3 protein-coding genes are annotated in these 4,598 nt (G+C 65.8%); all 3 read left to right on the forward strand.

Going from position 1 to position 4,598, the window contains the following annotated elements:
• Positions 1 to 927 (forward strand): diaminopimelate decarboxylase (gene lysA / locus EN984_RS23560; RefSeq protein WP_127383978.1); only part of this gene is annotated, 927 nt, incomplete at its 5' end.
• A gap of 39 nt (positions 928 to 966) precedes the next feature.
• Entirely contained in the window at positions 967 to 1,908 is a 942-nt protein-coding gene (locus EN984_RS23565) for a threonine/serine dehydratase (protein WP_127272538.1), read from the forward strand.
• 235 nt (positions 1,909 to 2,143) lie between these two features.
• Positions 2,144 to 4,598, forward strand: a 2,455-nt coding sequence (locus tag EN984_RS23570; RefSeq protein ID WP_127383979.1) for a TIGR02302 family protein, incomplete at its 3' end; no start/stop codon positions are given.

Below are 4,598 nucleotides of genomic sequence, written 5' to 3' on the forward strand. Positions count from 1 at the left end.
CTTGCCGCCGGCATCCTTTGCTTCAACGTCGAATCCGAGCCTGAACTCGAGCTGTTGTCGGCGCGAGCCACCGCCCTTGGCAAGGTGGCGCCGATCTCGCTGCGCATCAATCCCGACGTCGACGCCAAGACCCACAAGAAGATCTCCACCGGCAAGGCCGAGAACAAGTTCGGCATCCCGTGGCAGCGGGCGCGGCAGGTTTATGCCCGCGCGGCAAAGCTTCCCGGCATCAGGATCACCGGCATCGATACCCATATCGGCAGCCAGATCACCGAGCTGCAGCCCTTCGACGATGCCTTCGCCCTGCTTGTCGATCTGGTCGGCGCGCTGCGGGCGGACGGCCATGCCATCGAGCATATCGATGTCGGCGGCGGGCTCGGCATTCCCTACCGCATCGACAACAACCCGCCGCCGCTGCCCGACGCCTATGCCCAGATCGTCAGGAAGCATGTCACCAAGCTCGGGCTGAAGGTGATGTTCGAGCCTGGCCGGCTGATATCGGGCAATGCCGGCATCCTCGTCTCGGAAGTGATTTTCGTGAAGGAAGGCGACGCCAAGAACTTCCTCGTCGTTGATGCCGCCATGAACGATCTCATCCGGCCGACGCTCTACGACGCCTTCCACGACATCCGTCCGGTCGTGCAGCCGCCGGCCGACACGCCGCGCATGATGGTCGACGTGGTCGGCCCGGTCTGCGAGACCGGCGACTATATCGGCCTGGACCGCGATCTGCCCAGGCTGAAGGCCGGCGACCTGATTGCCGTCTCCACCGCCGGCGCCTATGGCGCGGTGCAGGCCGGCACCTACAACACCCGCCTGCTGGTGCCGGAGGTGCTGGTCGACGGCGACCGGTTCCACATCGTGCGCCCACGCCCGACCTATGACGACCTGATTGGGCTGGATTCGATGCCCGACTGGCTTGCATAGGAGCGCCGGAAACACACCTACCCGTCCCAGGGAGCAATCATGACGAACGGCATCACCGTCACACGCGAGCGCATTGCCGCGATGGAACCGCGCATCCGCTCCTATATCAGGCACACGCCGGTGCTGCGCGTCGACATGGCCGACTTCGATCAGCCGCCGCTGGCCGTCGACCTGAAGCTCGAATGCCTGCAGCATTCCGGCTCGTTCAAGGCGCGCGGCGCCTTCACCAATCTCCTGGAGCGGCCGGTTCCCGACGCCGGTGTCGTAGCGGCATCGGGCGGCAACCATGGCGCGGCCGTCGCCTATGCCGCCATGCGGCTCGGCCACAAGGCGACCATCTTCGTTCCCGAAGTGAGCCCGCCAGCCAAACTGGAGCGAATCCGCTCCTACGGCGCCGAACTGATCGTCGGCGGCGCCCGCTACGCCGAGGCGCTGGCGGCCAGCGAACGGTTCGCCGAGGAGACCGGCGCCTTGCAGATCCATGCCTTCAACCAGGAGGAAACGCTCGTCGGCCAGGGCACGCTCGGGCTCGAAATCGAGAGCGATTTGCCTAAGATCGACACGCTGCTGGTCGCTGTCGGCGGCGGCGGCCTGATCGGCGGCATCGCTGCCTGGTTTACCGGCCGCATCCGTATCATCGCCGTCGAGCCGGAAGGAGCGCCGACGCTTCATCGCGCCTTCGAGGCCGGACACCCCGTCGACGCGCCGGCCGAGGGTATCGCCGCCGATTCGCTGGCGCCAAAGCGCGTCGGCGAAATGATGTTCCCGATTGCCGAAGCCTTTGTCGAACGCTCGATCCTGGTCAGTGACGACGACATCATCGCCGCGCAGAAGGCGCTGTGGAACCGGGCCCGCATCATCTCCGAGCCGGGTGGCGCCGCCGCCTTTGCCGCGGTCCTGTCGGGCCGCTATGCGCCGGCGGCGGGCGAACGGGTCGCCGTGCTGGTCTGCGGAGCGAATGCGGACCCCGCTACCTTCTAAAGGGCCTGCTGCCTTCTAAAGGGTATGCAGGATGGAACTATAACGGTCCACTTCACGTTTTTCCGAACTGCCTCGCCTTTGCCGTGTTTGCTGGTATTCTTTGAGTCGTGAGGCGTCGGGCTATCCTGCCCGCTCCACAGCATGATCCCGAAAAGTGAAATCCCTTTCGGAACAGATCATGCTCAAAGGGATAAGGCCGCATCCCGGTTTTCGGGATAGGCTCAAGGAAGGGCCGATGACGCAACGACCCACCTTCAGCAGTGATCGCGGCCTGGCCGGACGCCTGGCCTTGAGCCGGTTGGCGACGCGGGTCTCGATGATGGTCGAGCGCGGCTGGCCGTTGCTGCTCCCGCTCGTCATCGTCGCCAGCCTGTTCCTCAGCATCTCCTGGCTGGGGCTGTTCTCCCGGCTGCCGGATATGGCGCGCATCGGCCTGGTCGCTGCTTTTGCCATAGCGGCACTGGCCGCGCTCTATCCGCTGCGCTTCTTCCGCCTGCCGGGCGCCGGCGAAATCGACCGCCGCATAGAGGCCGCCAATCAACTGTTGCACAGCCCGGTGCTGGTGCAGACCGACCGGCCCAGCGGCAGGGAAAGCAGCTTCTCGCAGGCGCTGTGGCGCGAACACCAGAAGCGTATGGCTGGAAAGCTCGACAACCTTGGCGCCGACCTGCCGCGCACGCGCGTGCCGGAGCGCGACCCCTGGGGGCTGCGCGCGGTGGCGGCCCTTTTGCTCGTTACCGCCTTCGCCTTCTCCTTCGGACCGACGGGCGGCAGGATCAGCGACGGCTTCAATGCCCATGGCGCGCGCGATATCGTGCCGCCGCGCATCGACGCATGGGTGACGCCACCGGCCTATACCGGCAAGCCGCCGATCTTCCTGACCGCCGACGCCAACCAGGCGATCCCGACCTTTACGGTTCCCGAAGGCAGTGACGTTTCGCTGCGCGTGACGGGTGGCTCAGGCGAGGAGACGCTCGGCTATGCCGACAAGAATGGCAACGCCCGCGCCATCGATCCCGCTGCGCCGCAGGCCGCCGCCAAGCCGGCTGCAAGCCCGGCGCCGCCGTCCAAGGTGCTCCAGTTCACCAGCAAGCTGACCGGCGACGGCACGCTGACGCTGACGTCGGGCGAGGACCAGCTCGGCCGCTGGGCCTTCGCGGTCATATCGGACAAGCCGCCGCAGATCCGCTTCGTCGGCGAGCCCAAGCGCGCCGCAAACGGCGCCTTCGAGCTAAACTACCAGATCGACGACGACTATGGCGCCGCCACCGCCAAAGCGGTGTTCGCGCTCGCCGATCCGCAGGCGCCCAATGCGCGCCCGCTGTACGGTGCACCTGAAATGCCGCTGACGCTGCCGCGCCGCGGCGGCAAGTCGAACGCCGCCAAGACCTCCAAGGACCTGACCGAGCATGTCTGGGCCGGCAGCAGCATCAAGCTGACGCTGGTCGCCACCGATGATGCCGGGCACACTGCATCGAGCGAAACCAAGACGCTGCTGATGCCGGAGCGGCCTTTCGCCAATCCGCTGGCACGCGCCGTGATCGAACAGCGCCGCCTGCTGGCGCTCGACGCCAACGCCAAGCCGCGCGTGCTCGACCTGATGGACGCCATCACGCTGCGGCCGGAAGACACGTTCGACAACATGTCTCACTATCTCGCCATCATGAGCGCCCGCACCCGGCTGAAGATGGCCGAGAGCGACGATCAATTGCGCAGCGAGGTCTCCTATCTCTGGGAAATCGCGCTCGGCATCGAGGAAGGCAATCTTTCGGCCGCCGAAAAGCGGCTGCGCCAGGCGCAACAGGCGCTGCAGGACGCCATCAAGAATGGCGCCAGCGACGCTGAAATCGAAAAGGCGATGAAGGAACTGCGCGAGGCGATGAACCAGTTCCTGCAGGAATTCGCGGAGCGCGCCAAGCAGAATCCCAACGCCCCGCAGATGCAGCAGAATGGCCAGGAACTGCGCCAGAGCGACATCGATCGCATGATGGACCAGATCGAAAACCTGGCGAAGTCCGGAGATCGCGACAAGGCCCAGCAACTGCTGTCGCAACTGCAGGACATGATGAACAATCTGCAAGCCGGCCGTCAGCAGCAAGGCGGCCAGCAGGACAGCGAGATGCGCCAGCAGATGGACAAGCTGGGTGAGATCCTGCGGCGTCAGCAGGAGATGATGAACGACACCTTCCGCATGGATCAGATGCAGCGCGGCGAGCGCCAGCGCGGGCAGAACCGTGACGAGCAGCTCGGCGAAGGCGGCCAGGATGAGGACAGACCCGGCGTCGGCGAAGACCGCGATCCGCTCGCCCGGCAAAAGCCGATGACACCCCAGGAATTCGCCGATGCGCTGAAACAGCTGCAGCAGGGCCAGGGCCAGCTGCAAAGCGACCTGGATCAGCTGAAGAAGGGCCTCGAAGGCATGGGTATGGAGCCCAATGAAGGATTTGGCGAGGCCGGCAAGTCCATGGGCAATGCCGAACAGGCACTCGGCGAGGGCGAAGGCGATGCGGCCGTCGGTCATCAGGGCCGGGCGCTGGAAGCGCTGCGCAAGGGCGCCAAGGACATGATGAAGCAGATGCAAGCCATGCAGGGCGACCAGGGCGGCGGCGAGGAAGGCGGCCGGCAGCAGAACGCCGATCGTGATCCGCTCGGCCGGCCACGCGCCAGCCAGGGTCCCGATTTCGGCGATT

The organism is Mesorhizobium sp. M7A.F.Ca.CA.004.12.1.1, assembly GCF_003997835.1.
Classification (GTDB): domain Bacteria; phylum Pseudomonadota; class Alphaproteobacteria; order Rhizobiales; family Rhizobiaceae; genus Mesorhizobium.